Origin of the sequence: Macrococcus hajekii (genome assembly GCF_004359505.1) — a bacterium.
Classification (GTDB): domain Bacteria; phylum Bacillota; class Bacilli; order Staphylococcales; family Staphylococcaceae; genus Macrococcus; species Macrococcus hajekii.
In genome coordinates, this window is sequence record NZ_SCWE01000001.1 from 349,164 (window position 1) to 372,058 (window position 22,895).

Annotated in this window: 25 protein-coding genes; 23 read left to right on the top strand and 2 right to left on the bottom strand. The window is 41.3% G+C overall.

Going from position 1 to position 22,895, the window contains the following annotated elements; all coding sequences use genetic code 11:
- Window positions 1–19: 19 nt before the first annotated feature.
- On the bottom strand, window positions 20–268 hold the full coding sequence (rpsT, locus tag ERX37_RS01905; RefSeq protein WP_133428954.1) for a 30S ribosomal protein S20: 249 nt from the start codon (window positions 266–268) through the stop codon (window positions 20–22).
- A gap of 165 nt (window positions 269–433) precedes the next feature.
- Between rpsT and lepA the strand changes: the two genes are divergently transcribed.
- The 20 genes from lepA to recO all read left to right on the top strand — a co-directional run bounded on the left by lepA (window position 434) and on the right by recO (window position 17,957).
- Complete coding sequence (gene lepA, locus ERX37_RS01910) at window positions 434–2,257, top strand: translation elongation factor 4 (RefSeq protein ID WP_133428955.1); 1,824 nt, start codon at window positions 434–436, stop codon at window positions 2,255–2,257.
- 39 nt (window positions 2,258–2,296) lie between these two features.
- Entirely contained in the window at window positions 2,297–3,409 is a 1,113-nt protein-coding gene (hemW, locus tag ERX37_RS01915; protein ID WP_133428956.1) for a radical SAM family heme chaperone HemW, read from the top strand.
- A gap of 81 nt (window positions 3,410–3,490) precedes the next feature.
- Window positions 3,491–4,378 (top strand): hypothetical protein, encoded by an 888-nt coding sequence (locus tag ERX37_RS01920; protein ID WP_133428957.1) that lies wholly within the window; start codon window positions 3,491–3,493, stop codon window positions 4,376–4,378.
- A 13-nt stretch (window positions 4,379–4,391) separates the two neighbouring features.
- Window positions 4,392–4,937, top strand: coding sequence for a nucleotide exchange factor GrpE (gene grpE / locus ERX37_RS01925; protein ID WP_133428958.1), 546 nt, complete (start codon window positions 4,392–4,394; stop codon window positions 4,935–4,937).
- A gap of 21 nt (window positions 4,938–4,958) precedes the next feature.
- Window positions 4,959–6,785, top strand: a complete 1,827-nt coding sequence (gene dnaK, locus ERX37_RS01930) for a molecular chaperone DnaK (RefSeq protein WP_133428959.1) — start codon at window positions 4,959–4,961, stop codon at window positions 6,783–6,785.
- 77 nt (window positions 6,786–6,862) lie between these two features.
- On the top strand, window positions 6,863–7,999 hold the full coding sequence (gene dnaJ, locus ERX37_RS01935; RefSeq protein WP_133428960.1) for a molecular chaperone DnaJ: 1,137 nt from the start codon (window positions 6,863–6,865) through the stop codon (window positions 7,997–7,999).
- A gap of 2 nt (window positions 8,000–8,001) precedes the next feature.
- Window positions 8,002–8,934: a 50S ribosomal protein L11 methyltransferase gene (gene prmA, locus ERX37_RS01940; RefSeq protein ID WP_133428961.1), complete on the top strand. Its 933-nt coding sequence runs from the start codon at window positions 8,002–8,004 to the stop codon at window positions 8,932–8,934.
- Window positions 8,934–9,668, top strand: coding sequence for a 16S rRNA (uracil(1498)-N(3))-methyltransferase (locus ERX37_RS01945; RefSeq protein WP_133428962.1), 735 nt, complete (start codon window positions 8,934–8,936; stop codon window positions 9,666–9,668). The genes prmA and ERX37_RS01945 overlap by 1 nt, the downstream gene beginning before the upstream one ends.
- A 125-nt stretch (window positions 9,669–9,793) precedes the next feature.
- A complete protein-coding gene (mtaB, locus tag ERX37_RS01950; protein WP_133428963.1) occupies window positions 9,794–11,134 on the top strand; it encodes a tRNA (N(6)-L-threonylcarbamoyladenosine(37)-C(2))-methylthiotransferase MtaB in 1,341 nt (446 codons plus the stop codon).
- Window positions 11,135–11,238: 104 nt separating this feature from the next.
- Window positions 11,239–11,415 (top strand): 30S ribosomal protein S21, encoded by a 177-nt coding sequence (gene rpsU / locus ERX37_RS01955; RefSeq protein WP_133417242.1) that lies wholly within the window; start codon window positions 11,239–11,241, stop codon window positions 11,413–11,415.
- Window positions 11,416–11,554: 139 nt separating this feature from the next.
- Window positions 11,555–12,193 carry an NfeD family protein gene (locus tag ERX37_RS01960; protein WP_229713150.1) on the top strand — a complete coding sequence of 213 codons (639 nt, stop codon included), beginning with the start codon at window positions 11,555–11,557 and terminating at the stop codon, window positions 12,191–12,193.
- Window positions 12,194–12,209: 16 nt separating this feature from the next.
- The gene (gene floA, locus ERX37_RS01965) at window positions 12,210–13,199 is read left to right on the top strand and encodes a flotillin-like protein FloA (RefSeq protein ID WP_133428964.1); all 990 of its coding nucleotides are present in this window, start codon (window positions 12,210–12,212) and stop codon (window positions 13,197–13,199) included.
- Between the two features lie 10 nt (window positions 13,200–13,209).
- A complete protein-coding gene (locus ERX37_RS01970; protein ID WP_133428965.1) occupies window positions 13,210–13,641 on the top strand; it encodes a hypothetical protein in 432 nt (143 codons plus the stop codon).
- Between the two features lie 54 nt (window positions 13,642–13,695).
- Window positions 13,696–14,100 (top strand): hypothetical protein, encoded by a 405-nt coding sequence (locus ERX37_RS01975; protein WP_165981939.1) that lies wholly within the window; start codon window positions 13,696–13,698, stop codon window positions 14,098–14,100.
- 46 nt (window positions 14,101–14,146) lie between these two features.
- Window positions 14,147–15,091, top strand: coding sequence for a PhoH family protein (locus ERX37_RS01980; protein ID WP_133428967.1), 945 nt, complete (start codon window positions 14,147–14,149; stop codon window positions 15,089–15,091).
- Window positions 15,091–15,555, top strand: coding sequence for an rRNA maturation RNase YbeY (ybeY, locus tag ERX37_RS01985; protein WP_133428968.1), 465 nt, complete (start codon window positions 15,091–15,093; stop codon window positions 15,553–15,555). Before ERX37_RS01980 ends, ybeY begins: the two co-directional genes overlap by 1 nt.
- On the top strand, window positions 15,555–15,905 hold the full coding sequence (locus tag ERX37_RS01990; RefSeq protein WP_133428969.1) for a diacylglycerol kinase family protein: 351 nt from the start codon (window positions 15,555–15,557) through the stop codon (window positions 15,903–15,905). Before ybeY ends, ERX37_RS01990 begins: the two co-directional genes overlap by 1 nt.
- A gap of 14 nt (window positions 15,906–15,919) precedes the next feature.
- Entirely contained in the window at window positions 15,920–16,324 is a 405-nt protein-coding gene (gene cdd, locus ERX37_RS01995; protein WP_133428970.1) for a cytidine deaminase, read from the top strand.
- Window positions 16,324–17,223, top strand: coding sequence for a GTPase Era (gene era, locus ERX37_RS02000; RefSeq protein WP_133428971.1), 900 nt, complete (start codon window positions 16,324–16,326; stop codon window positions 17,221–17,223). The genes cdd and era overlap by 1 nt, the downstream gene beginning before the upstream one ends.
- Complete coding sequence (gene recO, locus ERX37_RS02005; protein ID WP_133428972.1) at window positions 17,223–17,957, top strand: DNA repair protein RecO; 735 nt, start codon at window positions 17,223–17,225, stop codon at window positions 17,955–17,957. The genes era and recO overlap by 1 nt, the downstream gene beginning before the upstream one ends.
- A gap of 37 nt (window positions 17,958–17,994) precedes the next feature.
- Here the strand turns inward: recO and ERX37_RS02010 are convergent, their stop codons facing one another.
- Complete coding sequence (locus tag ERX37_RS02010) at window positions 17,995–19,380, bottom strand: glycine--tRNA ligase (protein WP_133428973.1); 1,386 nt, start codon at window positions 19,378–19,380, stop codon at window positions 17,995–17,997.
- Window positions 19,381–19,659: 279 nt separating this feature from the next.
- On the opposite strand from ERX37_RS02010, the gene ccpN reads away from it, so the two are divergent.
- The 3 genes from ccpN to dnaG are packed head-to-tail and all read left to right on the top strand — an operon-like array spanning window position 19,660 to window position 22,891.
- The gene (ccpN, locus tag ERX37_RS02015; RefSeq protein WP_133428974.1) at window positions 19,660–20,292 is read left to right on the top strand and encodes a transcriptional regulator CcpN; all 633 of its coding nucleotides are present in this window, start codon (window positions 19,660–19,662) and stop codon (window positions 20,290–20,292) included.
- A gap of 10 nt (window positions 20,293–20,302) precedes the next feature.
- Window positions 20,303–21,127, top strand: a complete 825-nt coding sequence (locus tag ERX37_RS02020; RefSeq protein ID WP_133428975.1) for a pyruvate, water dikinase regulatory protein — start codon at window positions 20,303–20,305, stop codon at window positions 21,125–21,127.
- Between the two features lie 12 nt (window positions 21,128–21,139).
- A complete protein-coding gene (gene dnaG, locus ERX37_RS02025; RefSeq protein WP_133428976.1) occupies window positions 21,140–22,891 on the top strand; it encodes a DNA primase in 1,752 nt (583 codons plus the stop codon).
- Window positions 22,892–22,895: the final 4 nt, after the last annotated feature.

Consider the following 22,895-nt stretch of genomic DNA (forward strand, 5'->3'; position numbering starts at 1 on the left):
CGCATCAGCGGGCTTTCAATTATTTAGAACGCATAACTTGTGATTTTAAACGTCCAGCTTTATTTGAATGAATTAAGTTGTTTTTAGCAGCTTTATCAATCTTTTTAACAGCTGAGCTTACTAATTCCTGTTTGTTATCAGCGTTGTTTTCGATCGCAGCTTTCGCGTTTTTAATAGCAGAACGCATATCATTCTTTTGAGAGATATTCGCATCTTGAGCTTTTTGACTAGTCGTCACGCGTTTAATAGCAGATTTGATGTTTGGCATGATGTCACCTCCTAAAAATATTACACGTATGTGTTTCATTGCAACAAGAAATATTTTATCAAAATACAGGACGCATTGCAATCGTAAATTTAAAACTGATTGAAGTAAGGTCTTATAGTTGATATAATCATTAGTATTGAATAAGAAAGAAAGTTGGTTCTCGGAATGAACAATGAAGAACGTTTAACAAGGCAGCAAAAAATAAGAAATTTCTCAATCATTGCACATATTGACCACGGAAAGTCGACTCTTGCTGACCGTATACTTGAAAATACAAAATCTGTCGCTTCACGCGAAATGAAGTCACAGCTTCTGGACTCCATGGATCTTGAACGTGAACGAGGCATCACGATTAAATTAAATGCTGTTCAGCTGAACTATACAGCGAATGACGGTGAAACCTATATCTTCCACTTGATTGATACACCAGGTCACGTCGATTTCACTTACGAGGTTTCGCGTAGTCTTGCAGCATGTGAAGGGGCAATTCTTGTTGTCGATGCAGCTCAAGGAATTGAAGCGCAGACACTTGCGAATGTCTATCTCGCACTGGATAATGATCTGGAACTGATTCCTGTTATCAACAAGATTGACCTGCCTGCTGCAGAACCTGAACGTGTAAAGCAGGAGATTGAAGATGTCATCGGGCTTGATGCATCAGACGCAGTGCTCGCATCTGCTAAAGCAAATATCGGTATCGATGAAATTCTTGAACAGATCGTTGAACTTGTACCCCCACCGGCAGGTGATCCAGAAGCACCGCTTAAAGCCCTGATCTTTGACAGTGCATTCGATGCCTATCGCGGAGTTATCTCATCTATTCGGGTTATTGATGGTACGGTTAAAGCAGGCGATAAAATACGCATGATGGCGACGGGTAAAGATTTCGAAGTCGTGGAAGTAGGGATTAATACTCCGAAACAACTGCCTGTTGCAGAATTAACAGTGGGTGATGTCGGTTATATTACAGCATCAATTAAAAATGTCGCTGACTCAAATGTAGGGGATACGATCACACTTGCTAATAATCCTGCTGCTGAACCGCTGCAAGGTTATAAAAAAATGAATCCGATGGTGTTCTGCGGGGTTTATCCGATTGATACAAGTAAATATAATGACTTACGTGAAGCGCTTGAAAAACTTCAGCTGAATGATGCTTCTCTTGAGTTTGAAGCTGAGACTTCCCAGGCACTAGGTTTTGGTTTCCGGGTCGGTTTCCTTGGGCTGCTGCATATGGAGATTATTCAGGAACGTATCGAGCGTGAGTTCGGCATTGAACTGATTGCTACAGCACCATCTGTTATCTATAACTGTCTGATGACTGACGGTAGTGAGGTCATTGTTGATAATCCGTCAAAAATGCCGGACCCACAGAAGATTGATCAGATTTTCGAGCCCTATGTTAAAGCGAGCATTATGGTACCGAATGATTACGTCGGTTCAGTAATGGAGCTCTGTCAGAAAAAACGCGGTAATTTCCAGACGATGGACTATATGGATGATATTCGTGTCAATATTATATATGAGCTGCCTTTATCTGAAATTGTCTTTGATTTCTTCGATCAGCTTAAATCAAATACGAAAGGTTATGCATCATTTGATTATGAGCTCATTGGTTATCAGGAAAGCCGTCTTGTGAAGATGGATATTCTGCTGAACGGTGAATCAGTCGATGCTCTGAGTTTTATCGTCCATCGCGATTTTGCCTATGAACGTGGCAAGGTCATCGTAGAGAAGCTGAAAACGTTGATTCCACGTCAGCAGTTCGAAGTACCCATCCAGGCAGCGATTGGTCAGAAGATTGTTGCGAGAACGAATATCAAATCTATCGGTAAAAACGTACTTGCAAAATGTTACGGCGGGGATATCAGCCGTAAGCGTAAGTTACTTGAAAAACAAAAAGCCGGTAAAGCAAAAATGAAAGCAGTGGGTTCTGTAGAAATACCACAGGAAGCTTTCCTTGCTGTACTTAAAATGGATGAAGAATAAAAGTGGCTGTCGCCACTTTTTTTTATGGAAGGAGTTCATATGACGAGTCTTTATATACACATCCCCTTTTGTAACCGAATATGTACATACTGTGATTTCAACAAATTCCTGATTAAAAATCAGCCTGTTGATGAATATCTGGACTGCCTTGTGAAAGAGCTGGAAACGATACCTGCAGAACTAGATACAGTCTTTATTGGCGGAGGTACGCCTACATCGCTGAATGATAGACAGCTTGAGCGATTGCTTCAATTTATTCAGTCCCATTTCCGGATTGCTGCTGAGTTCTCAATGGAAGCAAATCCGGATGAATTGACTGCCTCGAAAATTCACCTGATGAAATTATATGGAGTCAACCGTTTGAGTCTAGGGGTACAGACATTTGACGATGAACTATTGAAATTGCTTGGCCGTACTCACCAGTCTGTGGATATTGAACGGGCAGTGGATACTGCTAAATCATCCGGCATTCAGTCTGTCAGTATTGATCTCATGTATCATCTGCCGACACAGACACTGGACCAGGTGAAAATCGATCTTGAAAAAGCACTTGAACTTGATATTGACCATATCTCCAGCTATTCACTCATTCTGGAACCTAAGACACAGTTCTATAACCAGTATAGAAAGGGTATGCTGCAGCTGCCAGACGCGACATTGGCGGCAGATATGTATCGTTATACGATCTCAAGGTTAGCGCAATCTGAGTTTAAACAGTACGAAATCTCGAATTTTGCAAAACCTGGTCATGAGTCGCTACATAATAAAGTTTACTGGCAGAACAAAGAATACTACGGAGCGGGTGCTGGAAGTCACGGTTATATCGACGGACAGCGCTATTATAATATTGCGCCTGTGCCTCATTATATAAAAGCGATGCATCAGGGTGATGCGGTGAAAGAAGTTCATGCAGTATCGAGAGAAGAGTCGATGGAGGAGTTTATGTTTTTAGGCTTACGTCTGAACGAAGGAGTTTCAAAGTCGATATTCAGTGAACGCTATGGTGTAACTATTGAAAGTATATTCGGAGAAGTGCTTCAGCAACTTGAAGCAGCCCGTCAGATTGTGGTCGCTGAAGACCGGATATATATGACGGAAGAAGGCCGCATGGTCGGTAACGATGTGTTCGAAAAATTCTTATTATCTGTCTAGAACTTATGAATTGACATACTTTGACCAATTTGATAAATTAATATTAGCACTTCGGATAGAAGAGTGCTAAAGAGGTGAAATATGCTCACGAATAGACAAGAGACTTTATTGAACACTTTAGTTGAAGACTTTGTTGAAAGTGGTGTACCTGTAGGCTCGAAGACATTGATGACTAACCATCAACTGTCTATCAGTTCAGCTACTATCCGTGCTGAACTAAAAAAGCTTGAAGAGCAGGGATTCATCCAGAAAACTCATATTTCTTCCGGCCGTATCCCTTCATTAGAAGGTTACAGGCATTATATCAGGACGCTGCAGCATGAACATCAGGATGCGATGATTCAGCGAGAAGATGTTGAACAGCTGGCTGATTATATCGCAGCAGATATGCATTATTTTTCAGTGGTGACCGGTCATAAGGAGCGGACATTGAAGTCTATTCATATCGCAGCGGTCAGTCGTTCATTACTGATTGTCCTCATATATAGTGATGGTGATGTTGATCATGAGCAGCTTGATTGGCACGAAACAGTTACAATGGAGGAGATACAGCAGATCAATGAATATTTAAATGCTGTTCTATATGAATCGAATGCTATAAAAGCGCCTTTTAATACACGCCTTGTTTCGTTTATCGAAGAATATGTAGATAAACGACTGGCAGCTCCGGATCCTGTTATACATAGAGCAGGTCAGGAATTTTTATTTGAGGCAGTCGCGCATCATGATGTGCAGCACATCAAAAATCTGCTGTCATTTATTGAATCGGATGCATTTATTTCAAAGCTTATTAGTATGAATGACGATTTAATCAATGTTAGAATAGGACAGGAAATCGATGCGAGGCTGACAAACGTCTCTCTTGTCACTAAACCTGTACATACATCAGATTTTGATGGAAGGGTCGCTGTGATGGGACCGATTGTCATGAGTTATCGCAAAGTTTTTGAAAGTCTGAGTGCACTTTAAGGAGGATATTTGAATGACGGAAGAAAAAAACGTTCAGGAAGAAACCCTTCCAACTGAAGCAGTAACAGCTGAAGCACCCGTTGACAGTGAACCGATCGATATAGATGGGGATGGACTTGAAACTAAAGTAGCAGAACTTGAAGAATCGCTTCAAGCAAGTGAAGAAAAATATTTAAGATTATATGCAGAATTTGAAAACTATAAAAAACGTACGCGTACAGAGCTGGAAACTGAGAAGACATATCGTTCTCAGGCAGTGTTAAGAGATATTATTCCAACATTGGACAATATCGAGCGCGCTCTTAGTCAGACAAGTGCTGATGCATCACTGACTAAAGGTGTACAGATGGTCTATGATAATTTAATCAGCGCTCTGACTGAACATGGACTTGAAAAAATAGAAGCACAGGATCAACCGTTTGATCCAAACTTCCATCAGGCAGTGATGCAGGAAAAAGATGAATCAAAGGATTCAGGTATCGTGCTTGAGGAATTACAAAAAGGCTATAAATTAAAAGAACGTGTACTCAGACCATCAATGGTTAAAGTAAACGAATAATTAAACTGGAGGAATTCTAAAATGAGTAAAGTAATTGGTATTGACTTAGGAACAACAAATTCATGTGTTGCTGTACTTGAAGGTGGCGAACCAAAAGTAATCGCAAATCCAGAAGGTAACCGTACAACACCATCAGTCGTTGCATTCAAAAACGGCGAAACTCAGATTGGTGAAGTGGCTAAACGTCAGGCTATCACAAATCCAAATACAATCATCTCAATCAAACGTGAGATGGGTACAGACCATAAAGTAGACGTTGATGGTAAACAGTATTCACCACAGGAAATTTCAGCGATGATTTTACAGAACTTAAAAGCTACTGCTGAAGCTTATTTAGGTGAAACAGTTTCTAAAGCGGTCATTACGGTTCCTGCTTACTTCAACGATGCTGAACGTCAGGCTACTAAAGATGCAGGTAAAATTGCGGGTCTAGAAGTAGAACGTATCATCAATGAACCTACAGCAGCTGCGCTTGCTTATGGTCTTGATAAAACAGAAACAGATCAAAAAATTCTTGTATTCGACTTAGGTGGCGGTACCTTCGACGTTTCTATTCTTGAACTTGGCGACGGCGTATTTGAAGTACTTTCTACTGCGGGTGATAACCGTCTCGGTGGAGATGACTTTGACCAAGTAATTATTGATTTCTTAGTAGAAGAATTCAAAAAAGAAAACGGCTTAGATTTATCAAAAGACAAAATGGCGATGCAACGTCTGAAAGATGCAGCTGAGAAAGCGAAAAAAGACTTATCAGGTGTTTCTTCTACACAGATTTCATTACCATTCATCTCTGCAGGAGAAGCGGGACCTCTTCACTTAGAAGTCACATTATCACGTGCTAAATTTGAAGACTTATCTCGTGGATTAGTCGAAAAAACTATGGGACCAACTCGTCAGGCATTAAAAGATGCTTCACTTTCAGCATCTGATATTGATGAAGTTATCCTTGTCGGTGGTTCAACTCGTATTCCAGCAGTTCAGGAAGCAATCAAAAAAGAATTAAATAAAGAACCTAATAAAGGTGTTAACCCGGATGAAGTTGTTGCAATGGGTGCAGCAATTCAAGGTGGCGTCATCACAGGTGATGTAAAAGATATCGTTTTACTCGACGTAACGCCACTATCACTCGGTATTGAAACAATGGGCGGTGTATCAACTGTTCTGATTGAACGTAATACAACGATTCCGACATCTAAATCTCAAGTATTCTCAACAGCAGCTGACAATCAACCCGCAGTAGATGTACATGTTCTGCAAGGTGAACGCCAGATGGCAGCGGACAACAAAACACTGGGTCGCTTCCAGTTAACAGATATTCCACCAGCTCCACGTGGTGTACCTCAAATCCAGGTTACATTTGATATTGATAAAAACGGTATCGTTAATGTAACAGCTAAAGATTTAGGCACTCAAAAAGAACAGAAAATCACAATTCAGTCATCATCAGCATTATCTGATGAAGAGATTGACCGTATGGTGAAAGATGCTGAAGCAAATGCTGAAGCAGATAAAAAACGTCGTGAAGAAATCGATACACGCAATGAAGCTGACCAACTGGTCTTCACTGTTGAAAAAACTCTGAAAGACTTAGAAGGTAAAGTGGATGACGCTGAAAAAGAAAAAGCTGAAGCAGCAAAAGAAGAGCTGAAGAAAGCACTTGAAGGCGACGATATCGAAGAAATCAAAACGAAAAAAGATGCTTTAAATGAAATCGTTCAAGCATTATCAATGAAATTATATGAACAAATGGCTGCAGAACAACAAGCTGAAGGTGCTGCAGAGCAACCAGCTGATGACAATGTAGTAGACGCTGATTTCACTGAAGTGAAAGACGACGATAAAAAATAATAATGTACATTAAAAAGTCAAAGTCAATTTATTGACTTTGGCTTTTTCTTAATTGATTGAGAAAAGGAGAATGACGAGTGGCAAAACGAGATTACTACGAAGTACTTGGATTATCCAAAGGTGCTTCAAAAGATGAAATCAAAAAAGCATATCGTAAATTATCAAAAAAATATCATCCAGATATCAATAAGGAAGAAGGAGCAGATGAGAAGTTCAAGGAGCTTTCTGAAGCCTATGAAGTGCTGAGTGATGATCAGAAAAAGGTGCAGTATGATCAGTTCGGCCATGCTGGCATGGGTCAAGGCGGCGGTTTCGGCGGCGGCTTTGGTGGTGCAGATTTCGGTGGCGGTTTCGGTGGCTTTGAAGATATCTTCAGCTCATTCTTCGGCGGTGGTGGTTCAAGACGTGATCCTAATGCGCCGCGTAAAGGGAATGACCTGCAGTATCAGATGGATATCGATTTTGAAGATGCCGTTTTCGGTGCAGATAAAGAAGTGACTGTCCGTAAACAAGTAGTGTGTGACACTTGTGAGGGTACAGGAGCTAAGCCGGGGACTAAAGTTAATAACTGTTCAACATGTCACGGGCGTGGGCAGGTTGCTGTTGAGCAGGAGACACCGTTTGGTAGAATCCGTTCAGAACGTCCATGTCCTGACTGTGGGGGCATAGGTAAAGAATTCGAAGAGACATGTGCAGATTGTCACGGCAGCGGTATTAGAGTGAAGAACGTCACGATAGAAGTTAAAGTTCCAGCTGGTGTAGATAATGGACAGCAGATCCGTATTGCAGGACAGGGCGAACCGGGTATCAATGGCGGTCCTGCCGGCGATTTATATGTTGCTTTCCGTGTGTCAGAACATCCAGACTTTGAACGTGATGGCGACGATATCTTCTACGATCTGAAACTATCATTTGCGCAAGCAGCACTGGGTGATGAGATTGAAGTCCCAACGCTGGATGGTCGAGTCAAACTGACAATACCATCAGGTACACAGACAGGTAAACGTTTCCGTCTGAAAGATAAAGGGATTCAAAATGTCCATGGTTACGGCAAAGGTGATCTATATGTGACAGCCACAGTGGTTACACCGACTAAAATGACTGATCATCAAATAGAGTTACTGCGAGAATTTGCAGAGATTGATGGTGAAGAACTCAACGAGCAGAATGAAAACTTTTTCGAAAAAACAAGACGTTTCTTCAGAGGAGAATAGTTATGGACTATAAAGAAATCACTTTAATGATCAATCATGAAGTGGAGCCTTTTATCGCAGATATTCTGAATGAACTGGGTGCTAATGGTATTGTGATTGAAGATAGCCTTGAACTGCAAAAAGGGCGCATTGAGACATTCGGTGAAATCTATGAGCTTGACCCGGCTGATTATCCTGATAAAGATGTCCGTGTCAAATGTTACTACAGTGAATTTGACTATCGTGCTGAATTGCTTGAACAGATTGAACAGGCTGTGAAATCTTTACAGGATGTCGAAGTCACACGTTTTGAGATTTCAACGGCAGATATTAAAGATGAGGACTGGGAGAATGAATGGAAAAATCATTTTCATGCATTTAAAGCCTCTGAAAAATTTACTGTCGTACCCAGCTGGGAAGATTATCAGTCAGATCCATCAGAAGAAGTTATCCATCTGGACCCGGGCATGGCTTTTGGGACAGGTGACCATGCTACGACTTCCATGTGCCTGAGATTAGTGGAACAGCATGTCAAGAAAGGTATGTCTGTGATTGATGTCGGTACCGGCTCAGGCATACTGAGTATCGCAGCTCATCGAATGGGGGCAGCACCGATTCGTGCAGTCGATCTTGATAAAGTAGCTGTGCGTGTTGCTGAAGAAAACTTTGAAATCAATCAATGCCGAGATGCAATTGAAACAGATACCGGCAATCTTCTTGTAGGCGAAACTGAGAAGCGCGATGTTGTCATTGCCAATATTCTGGCCCATATTGTTGATTTGATGATAGATGATGCTTTTAATCTGTTAAATGATAATGGACTTTTCATCGCTTCAGGTATTATTGATGAGAAGGAAGAAATGATTAAAGACCATATATCAGAAGCCGGCTTTAAAATCGAGACAACGATTCGTGAAAAAGGCTGGGTTGCGATACTCGCGAAGAAGGTGCAGTAATGCAGCGCTACTTTTTAAAGGAACAGGGTGAAATTAACCGGCGATATAAACTGACTTCAAAAGATGATGTTCATCATATTAAAAATGTCATGCGTCAGCAGGTAGAAGATAGATTGATTGTCAACTTTCTGAATGCGAGCTATGAAGTGGAAATCGTTGATATAGCGGACAGTATTGAAGTTGAAGCCATAAAAGAACTCAAACTATCAACGGAGCTGCCGGTCCATGTGACGATAGCAAGTGGCATATTAAAAAATGATAAATATGAATGGATGCTTCAAAAAGCAACTGAGCTTGGTGCAGCAGCGTTTATGCCGTTTCAGGGTGAGTTTTCGGTTGTTAAATGGGATGCGCGAAAAGCTGATAAACGGCTCGAACGTTTCCGTAAAATCATTAAAGAAGCTGCTGAACAGAGCTATAGACAGAGCATACCTGACATTGAATTTGCAGGTCATCTGAAAGATATCGAGCCAGATTTTGATCATATCATCATCGCCTATGAGGAAAGTGCAAAAGCTCAAGAACAGCGGGCTTTTAAACAAGTACTGTCTGATTTTAACCCTGATGATAAAGTGCTCCTTGTCTTCGGACCGGAAGGCGGGCTCAGCGAAAAAGAAATTGAAACATTGGCAGGTGTCAAGGCAGGACTTGGTCCACGGATACTGCGTGCTGAGACAGCTCCGCTCTATGCATTATCGGCGATCAGTTATCATCTTGAACTTCAGGGCGAATAAGACAGGATTCCTCAGAATCCTGTCTTTTTCTCATAAAGAAGCTTGCATTTATTGAAGGAAAGATAGTAAAATGTTAAGGTTATCGAAGTGGACAATGAGAAATTAGAAATAAAGAGGTGGACATTATGTCAACAGTTGCATTCCATACACTGGGCTGTAAAGTCAATCATTACGAGACAGAAGCAATCTGGCAGCTATTTAAAGAAGATGGCTATGACCGGGTAGAATTTGAAACGAATGCTGATGTTTACGTTATTAATACATGCACGGTCACCAATACAGGTGATAAAAAAAGTAGACAGGTAATCAGAAGAGCGATTCGCCGTAATCCTGACGCTGTCATTTGTGTAACAGGCTGCTATGCGCAGACTTCATCCGCTGAAATAATGGATATTCCAGGTGTAGATGTGGTCGTAGGGACTCAGGACCGTAACAAGATGCTTCCTTATATTGAAGAATTTAAAGAAGCCCGTCAACCGATCAATGGTGTTACTAATATTATGAAGAATCGTACATACGAAGAACTGGATGTACCTTATTTTACAGATAGAACCCGTGCATCATTGAAGATTCAGGAAGGCTGCAATAATTTCTGTACATTCTGTATTATTCCATGGGCACGTGGTCTGATGCGTTCTCGCGATCCTCAGGAAGTAGTAAGGCAGGCTGGTCAGCTCGTACAATCAGGCTATCAGGAAATTGTGCTGACAGGTATTCATACGGGTGGCTACGGTGAAGACTTAAAGGATTATAATTTAGCGCAGCTGTTAAGAGATCTTGAGACCATCGATGGTTTAAAACGTATTCGTATTTCGTCGATTGAAGCGAGTCAGCTGACGGATGAAGTGATTGATGTCATCGATAAAAGCACTAAAGTCGTGCGACATCTTCATATTCCACTGCAATCAGGCAGCGATACTGTATTAAAACGTATGCGTCGTAAATATACGATGTCACATTTCTCTGAACGTCTTCAGAAACTGCATGCAATCATGCCGGGTCTGGCTGTCACAAGCGATGTGATCGTTGGTTTTCCAGGCGAGACAGAAGAGGAATTTATGGAAACGTACCAATTCATTGAAGCGCACAAATTTTCAGAGCTTCACGTATTCCCTTATTCGATGCGTACGGGTACGCCAGCAGCACGTATGACCGATCAAGTTGAAGAAAGCATTAAAAATGAGCGTGTACATCGTCTGATCAACTTGTCCGACCAGCTTGCTAAAGAATATGCGAGTAAATTTGAAGGCGAAGTACTGGAAGTCATTCCTGAGGAAAAAGGTTCAGAGAATGGAAGACTGATAGGCTACACAGATAACTATCTGAAGGTTGAATTTGATGGAGATGAGTCGATGATTGGTGAACTCGTTAAAGTTAAAATCATTCAAGCAGGTTATCCGGTCAGTCAGGGACAGTTTGTAACAGTCATTCCTAAAGCAATGAAAATAGCTGCCGCTGGAAGATAAATTCACTATTGACCAGCTAAATCAGTTATATTATAATATTTTAGTACATAGAGTTATTCTATGGATTAATTAGTTCCGTTGATATTTGGAGGGAGGGAAATTTAATGTCTAAAACAGTTGTTCGTAAAAACGAATCTATTGAAGATGCTTTACGTCGTTTCAAACGTACAGTTTCTAAGAGTGGTACAATTCAAGATGCTCGTAAACACGAGTTTTATGAAAAACCAAGTGTTAAACGTAAAAAGAAATCAGAAGCTGCACGTAAACGCAAATTTAAATAATATTTGAACTCCCTCAGATATTATCTATAGATAGCATAGGCCTATGCCTGTGCTTTTTTTATTTACCTTAAAGTTTTCTTAATTTTTAGTCTAAATAGATTCTAGATATTGCCGTTTCATGTATAATAAGGGTGTGGGGGTGAAACAATTGACACTTTCGTCCTATGAAATGATCATACTGCTGCTCATGATTGTGATTTTCCTATCAGCAGTTGCCCAGTTATACGAATCCCGCTTTACGATTGCCGGCTTTATCCTGATTTCAGGTTGTCTTGCATTTGTTATGATGACGGGCATGACAGGAGATCTTGAGATGATTTCGGTTATGCTTTTTGTAGCCGGTGTGATATTTCTGGTACTGGAACTGTTCGTCGTAGGAGCGGTGCTAGGTATAGTGGGTGCACTGATGGTACTTGCCAGTTTTCTGCTGGTGGGTGAGGATATCTCAAGAATGGCTGTCTTTCTGGCAGTCAGTCTGATGTTAGCAGTAATAGAATGGGTGGTTTTAGTGAAATTTTTTGGCAAGAAAATTCCTTTGTTCAAAAATGTTATCCTGACAGATTCAACATCTAAAGAGGCAGGCTATTCCTCCCACGATGATAGAAGCCATTTTGTAGGCAGGGTGGCCAGAACTTTGACACCATTACGTCCGTCAGGCATTATCACGCTGGATGGAAAGCGGATTGATGCGGTCAGTGAAGGTGCATTTATTGAAAAAGACCGCGAAGTCACCATCATTTTTGTCGAGGGAACACGCGTTGTTGTTAGAGCTTTATAAAAAGGAGATGTAGAGTATGGAATTAATCGCTTTATTAATCATCGGCGGGGTTATCCTCGTCTTACTGATGATTTTATTTACATTCGTACCAGTCGGCCTATGGATCTCAGCACTGGCTGCTGGCGTCAAGGTAGGAATTGGAACATTAGTGGGTATGCGTCTGCGTCGTGTATCACCACGCCGAGTTATCGATCCGTTGATCAAAGCACATAAGGCAGGTCTTCATCTGACGACTAACCAGCTCGAGTCACATTATTTAGCAGGGGGTAATGTTGACCGCGTGGTTGATGCGATCATCGCTGCTCAACGTGCAGATATCAACCTGCCGTTTGAGCGCGGAGCTGCGATTGACCTTGCAGGCCGTGATGTACTTGAGGCCGTTCAGATGTCAGTTAATCCGAAAGTCATTGAAACACCTTTTATTGCGGGTGTTGCGATGAATGGTATTGAAGTAAAAGCAAAAGCCAGAATTACAGTACGTGCTAATATTGAACGTCTTGTCGGTGGTGCGGGTGAAGAGACGATTGTTGCCCGTGTCGGTGAAGGGATTGTCTCAACAATCGGTTCCAGCAGACACCACACGTCTGTACTTGAAAATCCGGATATGATTTCGCAGACCGTGCTCGGTAAAGGGCTTGACTCTGGTACTGCATTCGAAATTCTATCTATCGATATCGCAGATGTAGATATCGGCAAAAATATCGGTGCTGATCTGCAGACAGAACAGGCAATGGCAGATAAGAATATCGCCCAGGCTAAAGCAGAGGAACGTCGTGCAATGGCTGTAGCCCAGGAACAGGAAATGAAAGCTCGCGTCCAGGAAATGAGAGCAAAAGTTGTGGAAGCAGAAGCGGAAGTGCCTCTTGCAATGGCAAAAGCGCTGCAGGATGGTAATATCGGCGTGATGGACTACTATAACCTGAAGAATATCGAGTCAGATACGGGTATGCGTAACGCTATCAATAAGCTGACAGATCAGAGTGAACCGACGCCACGTAGAAAGTAGGTGGAAGTGAATGTCCATTGGAGGCATCATCTTTATCATTGGTATTATCATAACAATCGGACAGTCCTTATTTGAGAAGATGGCTAAAAGTGAAAAACAGCGTCCTATCGTTAAAAAAGTTCAGGATTTTGAGCGCCGTGTTCAGCAGAATGTAGAAAGGCTGGAGCAGCGTACGACACTGGAAGCGCCCGTCCTTCAATCTCAACCTGTTAAGGAGAGAACTAAACGGCCGGTACGAGCGGCTGAGAGTGTGCAGAATGATGTTGAAAAAGTTCTGACTGACTCACATTTGACAGCGCATCAGAAAGAACAGCGACTAGAGTCAATAAGAGAGGGAGATCTGACAAGTCAAAAAGATTTTAAGCTGGATTTATCAGAAGAGAGTCTTGTGCATAGTCTGATCATGGCAGAACTGTTATCTCCCCCTAAATCAAAACGATGAGAGAGCCTCGCTCTCTTATTTTTTTGTGCTAAAATATAGGTGAGAGGTGAGGATATGAAGTTTCAGAGTCGGATCAACCCGTTTTTCCTGATGATCAGTTTTCTTCTTATCTGTATACTTATATTCTATTATTTTATCAGCACGCTTTTTCTGTTTAGTCTCACTTTTTTAATGACTGTTCTGTTAATCATCATGCTTCTTAGGGAATACTATAGAATCAATACTTACCTTGAAGTCTATAGAGGTTTCACCCGCATCAAGGTTGATATCATGCAGATTGAAATGATGAATATCGCGATGTACGGCAGTCGCCCTGGTGTTGAAATTTCAGGTAATGAACGACAGATCATCGTCTTTCCGGTAGAAACTGAACTGTTCGTTAAGACGCTGCTCACCATCAATCCTGATATTTATCTGCAGAATCAGCAGAACATGGATGTGCTTAGATGCAACTTCTAGCAGGCTATGGTAAATTTAAGATAATCAATGACAAAGGAGTTTTTGAATGCCACAGACAATTGGTATAGAAGATGTTAATGAAGCACAGGCACTTTTAGGTAATCATGATGAGCATATCACTTATCTGGAAGAGTCTTTTCAAGTTGAGATTCATACGCGAGGCAGTCAGCTGACTGTTACAGGTGAGGATGACAATGTTGAAAAAGCTGAGGCTGTGATTGTTAACTTATTAAAGGTGATTCAAAAAGGAATGAACATCTCCTTAAAAGATGTCCAGTCAGCTGCACAGATGGCTGAAAAAGGGACCATTCATTATTTGACTGATCTCTACGATGAAGAAATTACAAAAGATGCTTTTGGTAAGTCAATAAGAGCAAAAACAATGGGCCAGCGACTCTATATCCATCAAATCAAAAAAAATGATCTCGTTTTTGGTATCGGACCAGCAGGGACTGGTAAAACATTTCTTGCAGTTGTGATGGCAGCTAAGAGTCTTCGTGCCGGTAAAGTGAAACGTATTGTCCTGACGCGTCCTGCGGTTGAAGCAGGCGAATCGCTCGGCTTTCTGCCTGGAGACTTAAAAGAGAAAGTAGACCCATACTTACGCCCACTCTATGATGGCCTTCATCATGTACTGGGTGCTGAACATACAGCACGGTTAATTGAGCGCGGGATTATCGAAGTAGCACCACTCGCATATATGCGCGGACGTACACTTGACGATGCATTTATTATTCTGGATGAAGCTCAGAATACTACCCATGCCCAGATGAAGATGTTTCTGACTCGCTTAGGTTTTGGCTCGAAAATGGTGATTACAGGAGACAAAACGCAGATTGATTTACCGAAAAATACGAAGAGTGGACTGATTGAAGCAGAATCAAGACTCGGTCATGTACCAGGGATTGCAATCCAGGAATTTGAAGCGACGGATGTCGTACGTCATCCACTGGTCGGTAAGATAATTAGAGCATATGAAGGTGATGAATAATGTTAACAGTAGAATTTATTGATGATAACGCAACGATTGAGCCTGCTTTTTTACCAGAGGTCGAAGCATTACTTCAGTTTGCAGCTGAAGAAGAAGGAATAGTTGATGAAGCTGAAGTGGCCGTGTCATTTGTGACAGCGGATGAAATTCAGGCAATCAATCATCAGTATCGTGAAAAGGACAGCGTAACAGATGTCATCAGTTTTGCACTGGAAGAAGGGGAAGATGACTTTGAAGACCCTTCAGAGGTTCGAGTATTAGGAGATATCATCCTCTGTATTGAACGGGCTAGAGAGCAGGCAGCTGATTACGGCCATTCATTCGAAAGAGAACTGGGTTTCCTTGCCCTGCATGGTCTGCTGCATCTTCTAGGTTATGATCATATGACAGAAGAAGAAGAGAAAGTGATGTTTGGACGTCAGGATGCTATTCTTCAAGCTTATGGTCTGACGCGTGACAAATGATGAAGCGATTTATTTATCCATTGCATGGATTTCTGAATTTACTAAAAAAAGACTATAACTTTATCGCTCATCTAGCTGCAGCTTTCCTCGTCGTTCTGGCGGGTATGTATTTCGGGTTGACAACGCTTGAATGGTTATTTATCATCATAGCGATTTTTACTGTGCTCGTCGCTGAAGTGCTGAATACAGCGATTGAATATGTCGTAGACCTGGTGACTGAGGACTATCACGAACTAGCTAAATATGCGAAAGATGCAGCGGCATTTGCAGTTGTACTGGCCAGTCTTATGAGTGCACTTATCGGATTGATTGTATTTTTACCATATGTAATGATGCTGTTTGATCATTAAGGGGGATTGTTTTGATGGAATTTAGACAAGAATGGCTGCATGAAGTAAGAAAAGCACAGAAGAAAGCTTACGTCCCGTATTCAAAATTTAAAGTGGGTGCCTATCTCCTGACGAAGGATGGCAAGGACTTTCATGGCTGCAATGTTGAAAATGCTGCCTACGGAGAAGCGATATGTGCTGAAAGAACTGCGCTTGTATCAGCGATTGCTCAAGGCTATCAACCAGGTGATTTTGCAGCCATCACTGTGACCACTGATGCGGCAGAACCATCTTCTCCCTGCGGGGCGTGCAGACAGGTACTGAAGGAACTATGTGATGATGACATGCCTGTCTTCATGACTAACCCAGCAGGAGATATTATTAAAATGACAGTGGCAGAATTACTGCCGCTTGGTTTCTCAGGAAAGGATCTGAACTAATGACAGAATTTAAATCAGGGTTTGTTGCCATTATTGGTCGCCCTAATGTAGGAAAATCAACATTTATGAATAGAGTGCTGGGACAGAAAGTCGCAATCATGTCCGATAAAGCACAGACAACACGAAATAAAGTGCAAGGTGTACTGACAACAGATGATGCTCAGATTATTTTTATTGATACACCAGGTATCCATAAACCAAAACACGTTCTCGGTGACTATATGATGAAAGTGGCAAAGAATACATTGCGCGAAGTGGATGCTATTCTGTTTATGGTTAATGTAGAGGAAAGTATTGGTCGTGGTGATGAATTCATCATTGAGATGCTGAAAAATAATAAAACGCCTGTCTTTTTAGTGCTCAATAAAATTGATCTGATTCATCCGGATGAGCTGATCAGTGAGATTGAAAAATATAAGGATTTACTGCCATTTGCTGAAATTGTACCTATTTCTGCACTTCAAGGAAATAACGTAGAACGACTGGTGGATGTTATCAGTGGTTATCTGCCGGCAGGACCGATGTATTATCCGAAAGATCAGATCTCAGATCACCCTGAACATTTTATTGTAGCTGAACTTATACGTGAAAAGGCACTGCATTTAACAAGTCAGGAAATTCCGCATGCTATCGGAGTTAATGTAGAGAAGATGATGCGCGAAGGTGAAGACAAAGTAAGAGTAGAGGCTACTATCTTCGTTGAACGTGATTCTCAAAAAGGAATCGTTATCGGCAAACAAGGTAAAATGCTGAAAGAAATAGGGATCCGTGCCAGACAGGATATTGAAAGACTCCTCGGCTCTAAAGTTTACTTAGAGTTATGGGTCAAAGTTCAGAAAGACTGGCGTAATAAGCCGAATTTCATCAGACAGATCGGCTATCGTGAAGACGAGTATTAATGCTGAATAAAGTGAGGGGCATCGTCCTCAGGCGTGTACCTTATGGAGATTCAAATCTTATCATCACGTTTCTTGCTGAACATGGACGCAAGATTGCAGTGATGGCGAGAAATGCACGTAAGTCTAAAAAGTTTGGATCATCTCTGGATCTGTTCTACGAGAATCTATTTATTTTTTCACAGTTTAAAGGAATGGGCTCACTAACATCAGTCGATACGTTGAATAGTCATTATGATTTAAGGACAGATATTTATAAACTGACTTATGCACAGTATATCGCTGAACTTATTGATCGTGCACTGGAGGAAGATGAGGAAAATAAACAGTGCTATCAACTGCTTAAATTCGGACTGGATAACATGGCAGCAGATCATCAGCCAGCTGTTATTGCACTCATGATCAGTCTGAAAGTAATGCCGCTGTACGGTTATAAACCGAACTTTTATATGAGTGAAGTTGATCAATCTACTGATGCACAGTCGTTTACAGCATACTCATTCAAGTATAACAGCGTCATTACCACTGCTCAGCTTGAGTCAGATCCGCATGCAGTCCGCATGAGCAACCGCAGCCTATATCTGCTGAATTTACTGGGAGAATTACCGCTTGAACAGTTCAGTCATATCTCTATTCAGGAAGCGACAGTTAAAGAGATGGAACGCCTGATCTTCAAACTTTATGACGAGTTTACAGGTGTCTATCTAAAATCCAGAAAAATACTGGAACAATTATAAACATAAAACCCGGATGCCTATGCATCCGGGTTTTATATTAGAATTTAACTTTTTCAGCTAAGAAGCTTTTTACTTCTGAAATTGGCATACGGACCTGTTCCATCGTATCACGGTCACGTACAGTGACTTGCTGGTCTTCAAGTGAATCAAAGTCAAAAGTGATACAGTACGGTGTACCGATCTCGTCTTGGCGGCGGTAACGTTTACCGATTGACTGACTTTCATCAAAATCGATATTGAAATCAGCGCTCAGTTCTTCGAATACTTTAATGGCATCGCCAGATAATTTTTTGCTGAGTGGAAGAATAGCTGCTTTATATGGTGCAAGAGCTGGATGGAAGCGAAGGACAGTACGTGTATCGTCACCTTCCATTTGTTCTTCAGTAAATGCATCACATAAGAACGCAAGCGTTACACGGTCAGCACCGAGTGACGGTTCAATGACGTATGGCACATACTTTTCATTTGTTTCCTGATCATGATAGCTGAAGTCATCGCCTGAATGCTCCATATGTTTCTGAAGGTCAAAGTCTGTACGACTGGCAATACCCCAAAGCTCACCCCAGCCAAACGGGAATTTATATTCGATATCTGTTGTAGCATTTGAGTAATGAGATAATTCATCTTCATCGTGATCACGGAGTTTCATATTTTCCTCTTTAACACCGAGATCTTTCAGCCAGTTCGCTGCGAATTCTTTCCAGTAAGTCTGCCATTCCATCTCAGTACCTGGTTTACAGAAGAATTCAAGTTCCATCTGTTCAAATTCACGTGTACGGAAAGTGAAGTTACCCGGTGTGATCTCATTACGGAATGATTTACCGACTTGAGCGATACCAAATGGCAGTTTTTTACGCATAGAGCGCTGAACATTTTTATAGTTAACGAAAATACCTTGTGCCGTTTCAGGACGCAGGAAAATTTCATTTGTTGATGATTCAGTGACACCTTGGAATGTTTTGAACATCAAGTTGAACTGACGAATATCTGTCCAGTTCGCTGTACCCGATTCTGCACAGACGATACCTTTATCATCGATGAATTGTTTCATTTCATCAAAGCTCATGCCGTCAGCGATAAAATGCTCATCACCTTCGACGTTATGCATATAGTCTTCGATTAATTTGTCTGCACGGTAACGAATTTTAGAATCTTTGTTATCGATCATGGGATCGTTGAAGTTCGCTAAGTGACCACTTGCTTCCCAAGTTCTAGGATTCATCAGAATAGCTGCGTCGAGTCCGACATTATAAGGTGACTGCTGAACGAATTTCTGCCACCATGCTTTTTTAACATTATTTTTCAGTTCGACACCAAGTGGACCATAGTCCCACGTGTTGGCGAGTCCACCGTAGATTTCACTGCCGGGAAAGACGAAGCCGCGGTGTTTAGCTAAAGCTACAATTGTTTCCATATTTGTCATATAAATGACCTCCTTATATAAATTAGCGGATAAAAAAAGTCCCAAGGCATTAATGCCTTGGGACGAGTATATTACCCGCGGTTCCACCCAAATTAGTGTTTCCACTCATCTTTAGTATTTAACTGTTCAGGCCAATTATTTTGTTAAGCTTGCACCATCCTTAACTCGCTTATTAAGAATATACCATGTTTTATATAGTAGGACAATCATTAAGTCGATTGATTGTCATTGGGCTATTTAAGTCGTATAATATAATTATCTAATTATGTCCGAATAGGGGTGTTGAATATCGAACTGAATAAACGGCAGAATAAAATTCTGCAGATTGTTAAAAACAATGGCCCTATCACCGGTGAAAAAATTGCTGAGCAGTTAAGTCTCACGAGAGCGACACTGAGACCGGATCTTGCTATTTTAACGATGGCAGGCTACCTTGATGCAAGACCGCGTGTCGGTTACTTTTATACAGGTAAATCCAGCACGCAGCTCTTATCAGCTTCACTGAAAAAATTCCACGTCAAAGATTTTCAGTCGCTACCCGCAGTGATTGATGAGAGTGTATCAGTATATGAAGCCATATGTAAGATGTTTCTGGATGATGCGGGAACATTGTTTATTGTCAATCAGTCGAATGAATTAGTAGGAGTCTGCTCACGAAAAGACCTTTTGCGGGCGACTATGGGAGGGCAGGATATTCATACGACACCTGTTCATGTCATCATGAGCCGCATGCCGAATATTGCTGTCGTCTTTCCCGATGACCTGCTTCTGTATGCCGCCAATCTACTCATCGATCGTGAGATAGATTCTCTACCTGTCGTTGTCCCGAAAGGAAAAGCTTTTGAAGTAACAGGTCGCATTACCAAAACTACCATCACACGTGCCTTTGTCGCACTGATAGAAGATGAATAGGAGACTTTATATGGATGAAATCAGATTGATTATTGCCTCAGACTCTGTCGGTGAAACAGCAGAACTGGTGACGAAAGCTTGTACGTCTCAGTTCAATCAATTAGGAAAAGCACTGGAAATTATCAGATTGCCTTATATCGAAACAGATGAGAATGTAGATGAAGTGATTGCCGTTGCCAAGGAACAGCAGTCCATTGTTATTTATACACTGGTTAAACCGAAAATCAGAAAATATATGAAAGAGCAGCTCGACCTTTATAACCTCGACCACGTCGATATAATGGGACCGCTTATGACCATTCTGACTGAACAGCTGAATGAATCGCCGCTTAATGAACCGGGTATGGTCCATAAACTTGATGAAGACTACTTCAAAAAAATAGAAGCGATTGAGTTTGCGGTTAAATATGATGATGGACGTGATCCAAGGGGGTTACCGAAAGCAGATATCGTGCTACTCGGTGTATCCCGCACGTCAAAAACACCGCTTAGTCAATATCTGGCACATAAGCGGTTCAAGGTGATGAATGTACCGCTCGTACCGGAAGTGGATCCACCTGAGACGCTATTCGAAATTGATCCTGCGAAATGCATCGCACTGAAAATTGATCCGAATAAACTCAATGCAATCAGAAAAGAGCGTCTTGTTCAGCTCGGTCTAAATGATGATGCAAGCTATGCGCAGGATCAGCGGATTTTAGCAGAACTTGAATATTTTGAAACGATTGTGTCAAGAATAGGCTGTCCGGTCATCGATGTCTCCAACAAAGCGATAGAAGAGACAGCGAATGAAATCATCAAAATTGTGACAGCAAATAAAAGTTTTAAGCTATAAGAGGGTGATACTTTGCAGATTAGTCAGGAAACAATTAATGACATCAGAGAGAAAAATGATATTCTCAGTCTTGTCAGTCAATACGTGAGATTAGAAAAAAGGGGACGAAACTATATTGGTTTATGTCCCTTTCATGATGAAAAAACACCTTCTTTCTCAGTGTCACCAGAGAAACAGATCTGTCATTGCTTCGGCTGCAAAAAAGGTGGTAATGTCTTTCAGTTCCTGGAGCAAATTGAGAATATAACTTTCGTCGAAGCGGTCAGAAGGTTAGGCGCTAATGTCGGTATTGAAGTAGCCTCAGAACAAAAAGTGGTCGTCGCTAATGACAATATGATAATGATTGAGATGCATGAATTGCTTCGAGATTATTATCATTATGTACTGAAGGCTACGACTGAAGCTGAGGGAGCTCTGCAATATCTTTATGACCGAGGATTTACTGACGAACTCATCAATAGAGAGAAAATCGGTTACAGCCCGGACATCAGTCATTTTGCCAATGATTTCCTTGAAAAACGAGGATTTGATAAAGCAATTGCCTATGAAGCAGGTCTTTTAGCGCGTAATGAAGAAAATTTCACTTATTATGACCGCTTCAGAGACCGTATTATGTTTCCTATTAATAATGCGCAAGGTCATACGGTTGGATTTTCCGGAAGAACCTATAAAAACCAGGAGCCCAAATATCTAAATAGTCCTGAGACACCTATTTTTCAGAAAAGACATTTGCTCTATCACCTTGATATCGCGCGTAAGTCCATTCGTAAACAGGATGAAGTGCTGCTGCTGGAAGGATTTATGGATGTCATTAAAGTAAACGAGGCAGGTCTTTCCAATGCGATTGCTACGATGGGTACAGCGCTCAGCCGGGAACATCAGCTGCAGCTCAAAAAGCTGGCGGACAATGTAACATTAATGTTTGATGGAGATAGAGCAGGACTGGAAGCGACTTTGAGTGTAGGTGAGACCTTATTATCTGCAGGAAGTAATGTTTATGTCGTACCTCTTCGCCAAGGGATGGATCCTGATGAAATGATAAAAGAGTTAGGGCAGGAAAAGTTTATACATTATGTCAATCATAATAAAATGGCATATGTAAGTTTTAAAATGAGACAGATGACTCAGCAGGTTCTGTCAAATGATCTGGTCTACGAACAGAAGCTGAATGAAATTATGCAAAATATCGGACAAATTAAATCGACAACACTACGTAAAAAAATCTTGCATGAAGCGAGCGAATTGTTTAAAGTGGACTTTGACAGTCTAAATTTTGAGGTTTCTAAATATGTGCCTCAAACGACAGTAGCTGCTGTACCAGTTCAGAACACTTCATATTCTAAACAAGAACGAGCGGAACGGCTCGTTCTTAAGCATTTTTTCTCTGATAAAGCGCTGTTTTTCAAGATGCAGCAGCATGTGACAGATAAACATTTTAAAAAGCCTTCACATCAAGCGATATATCAGGCGCTAACAGGGTATTATGAGAATGAGGACCGATTTAATATTAGTCAGTTCCTCTCCTTTATTCAGGAAGAAGCGCATAGCGATATTATTTCAATCGATGATATGACAATCAACAGTGATCCGACTGTCGATGAAATACATGATTATCTATATGTGATTCATACAGAACAGGAAGAACAGCAAACACTTCAGCAGCTTAAAGGACAGTTAAGTGAAGCTGTTTCTGCTGGTGATATTGAAACGAGAAATCATTTGATGCAGCAGATTATTATAATGAACAGACAGAAGAAACGATAGTCAT

Coding starts and splice junctions, on each gene's coding strand:
- rpsT (WP_133428954.1), bottom strand. CDS start 268: ATGCCAAACATCAAATCTGCTATTAAACGCGTGACGACTAGTCAAAAA.
- lepA (WP_133428955.1), top strand. CDS start 434: ATGAACAATGAAGAACGTTTAACAAGGCAGCAAAAAATAAGAAATTTC.
- hemW (WP_133428956.1), top strand. CDS start 2,297: ATGACGAGTCTTTATATACACATCCCCTTTTGTAACCGAATATGTACA.
- ERX37_RS01920 (WP_133428957.1), top strand. CDS start 3,491: ATGCTCACGAATAGACAAGAGACTTTATTGAACACTTTAGTTGAAGAC.
- grpE (WP_133428958.1), top strand. CDS start 4,392: ATGACGGAAGAAAAAAACGTTCAGGAAGAAACCCTTCCAACTGAAGCA.
- dnaK (WP_133428959.1), top strand. CDS start 4,959: ATGAGTAAAGTAATTGGTATTGACTTAGGAACAACAAATTCATGTGTT.
- prmA (WP_133428961.1), top strand. CDS start 8,002: ATGGACTATAAAGAAATCACTTTAATGATCAATCATGAAGTGGAGCCT.
- ERX37_RS01945 (WP_133428962.1), top strand. CDS start 8,934: ATGCAGCGCTACTTTTTAAAGGAACAGGGTGAAATTAACCGGCGATAT.
- mtaB (WP_133428963.1), top strand. CDS start 9,794: ATGTCAACAGTTGCATTCCATACACTGGGCTGTAAAGTCAATCATTAC.
- rpsU (WP_133417242.1), top strand. CDS start 11,239: ATGTCTAAAACAGTTGTTCGTAAAAACGAATCTATTGAAGATGCTTTA.
- floA (WP_133428964.1), top strand. CDS start 12,210: ATGGAATTAATCGCTTTATTAATCATCGGCGGGGTTATCCTCGTCTTA.
- ERX37_RS01970 (WP_133428965.1), top strand. CDS start 13,210: ATGTCCATTGGAGGCATCATCTTTATCATTGGTATTATCATAACAATC.
- ERX37_RS01975 (WP_165981939.1), top strand. CDS start 13,696: ATGAAGTTTCAGAGTCGGATCAACCCGTTTTTCCTGATGATCAGTTTT.
- ERX37_RS01980 (WP_133428967.1), top strand. CDS start 14,147: ATGCCACAGACAATTGGTATAGAAGATGTTAATGAAGCACAGGCACTT.
- ybeY (WP_133428968.1), top strand. CDS start 15,091: ATGTTAACAGTAGAATTTATTGATGATAACGCAACGATTGAGCCTGCT.
- ERX37_RS01990 (WP_133428969.1), top strand. CDS start 15,555: ATGAAGCGATTTATTTATCCATTGCATGGATTTCTGAATTTACTAAAA.
- cdd (WP_133428970.1), top strand. CDS start 15,920: ATGGAATTTAGACAAGAATGGCTGCATGAAGTAAGAAAAGCACAGAAG.
- era (WP_133428971.1), top strand. CDS start 16,324: ATGACAGAATTTAAATCAGGGTTTGTTGCCATTATTGGTCGCCCTAAT.
- recO (WP_133428972.1), top strand. CDS start 17,223: ATGCTGAATAAAGTGAGGGGCATCGTCCTCAGGCGTGTACCTTATGGA.
- ERX37_RS02010 (WP_133428973.1), bottom strand. CDS start 19,380: ATGACAAATATGGAAACAATTGTAGCTTTAGCTAAACACCGCGGCTTC.
- ERX37_RS02020 (WP_133428975.1), top strand. CDS start 20,303: ATGGATGAAATCAGATTGATTATTGCCTCAGACTCTGTCGGTGAAACA.